This is a genomic window from Pseudoroseomonas cervicalis ATCC 49957 (assembly GCF_000164635.1).
Taxonomy (GTDB): Bacteria; Pseudomonadota; Alphaproteobacteria; order Acetobacterales; family Acetobacteraceae; genus Pseudoroseomonas; species Pseudoroseomonas cervicalis.
In genome coordinates, this window is sequence record NZ_GG771269.1 from 1 (window position 1) to 504 (window position 504).

1 pseudogene is annotated in these 504 nt (G+C 76.8%); it reads right to left on the bottom strand.

Annotation, left to right across the window (positions count from 1 at the left end):
- Positions 1-504 (bottom strand): annotated as a pseudogene (locus HMPREF0731_RS22940) (YncE family protein); the annotation flags it as partial.

Consider the following 504-nt stretch of genomic DNA (forward strand, 5'->3'; position numbering starts at 1 on the left):
GACGCGCGCGACCACCGCCAGCGTCGCGGGATCGACCCGCAGCAGCTCGGATTGCCGCACCGGCGGGCGGCCCACGGCGGCGGTGACGAACAGCGCGTTGTTCCGCGCGCTGTAGGCGGATTGGTAGAGGCCGCGCGCCACGGCGCCTTCCGTCACCTCGTAGCCCTCCTGGCCGGAGAGCGGGATGCGGGGCGAGACCTTCAGCAGGGCGATGCTGGCGGTGTAGGGCGCCTGCGCCACCACGACGATCGGGTGGTTGCCCACCTCCGCCTCCGCCGGCAGCGCGAGCTGGCCGGAGACGCGGCCCTGCGCGTCCGCCACCAGGGCGCTGCCCGGCAGCGGGGTGGCGCCGTAGAGCAGCGTCACCGCCTGGCCGGGGCGGAAGCCCTGGCCGGCCACGGCCACGGTGTCGCCGGCATGGATCGGCCGGTTCGGCTCGGTGGCGCTGAAGCGCAGCTGCGGGGCGCCGGTGCGGTCCAGCGCGCCGAACGGGGCCGGGGCCTG